Annotated in this window: 1 protein-coding gene; it reads right to left on the bottom strand. The window is 61.2% G+C overall.

Going from position 1 to position 1,012, the window contains the following annotated elements; all coding sequences use genetic code 11:
* Positions 1-908 (bottom strand): IS481 family transposase (locus tag CH268_RS18015; protein ID WP_094665408.1); only part of this gene is annotated, 908 nt, incomplete at its 3' end.
* Positions 909-1,012 lie beyond the last annotated feature (104 nt).

The following is a 1,012-nucleotide window of genomic DNA, read 5'->3' on the forward strand; positions in this document are numbered from 1 at the left end:
TGGGGTCGGTGGTGATTGTAGTGATGGATCCAGTCTTGGTAGGTCGCCGCTCTGGCTTCGTCGGAGAGGTAGGTGTTCGCGTAGGCCCATTCCTGGTTGAGGGTTCGGTTGAATCGTTCGACTTTGCCGTTGGTCTGCGGCCGATACGGCCTGGTTCGCTTGTGCTTGATTCCAGGGCCTAGGGTCTGCGCGAACATCGTTGAGCGGTAACAGGATCCATTGTCGGTCAACACACGCGCGATCGTGATGTCATGGGCTGCGAAGTAGGCTTTGGCGCGCTCGAAGAACCCCGATGCAGTTTCTTTGCGTTCATCACCGAGAATCTCCGAATACGCGAGCCGGCTGTGATCGTCGACAGCGTGATGGACGTAGGAGTAACCGCGGCCCTGTTTCTTGTTGTGCCGCTTTCCGATCGCGCGGCCGAGCTTGCGATGTCCGCCGCCGTCGGGGATTCGGCCAAGCTTTTTGATGTCGATGTGGATCAGATCCCCGGGAGCGGGATGCTCGTAGCGATGCGGCTGCGGGCGTCGTACAGCAAGTCCGGTGTTCTGGTCGAGGTGACGAAGCAGCGGCATCTTGTAGCGGCGCAGGACCGCTGAGACGGTGCTGTGCGGCATGTGCAGGTGGTAGCCGATGCGGTGTGGTCCCCACCGGCGGAGGAAGCGCAGGTTGATGATTCGGCGTTCGGTGCGGGTCGGTGTCCGGTTCGGGTTGTGGTGGGGTCTGCTCGAGCGGTCGGCCATTGCCGTCGCGCCGCCGGTGCGGTATCGATCGGCCCATTTCTTGGCTGTGGTCGGTGAAACCTGGAATCGTTCGGCCGCTCGGCGGATCGACCATCCGTCGTCGACGATCGATGTCGCGAGTTTCAATCGCCCCTTCGGGGTGAGCAAGGCATTAGCGTGTGACACGAGGACCTCTCGGTTGTCGGTGCAGTTGTGGTAACCACACCGATACCGGAGGTCCTCACCTATCTGTCGCTGCCACGCCGTCCACAACGTCCCTGCTCATTACA

Source organism: Rhodococcus sp. 06-1460-1B, assembly GCF_002258475.1.
Taxonomy (GTDB): Bacteria; Actinomycetota; Actinomycetes; order Mycobacteriales; family Mycobacteriaceae; genus Rhodococcoides; species Rhodococcoides fascians.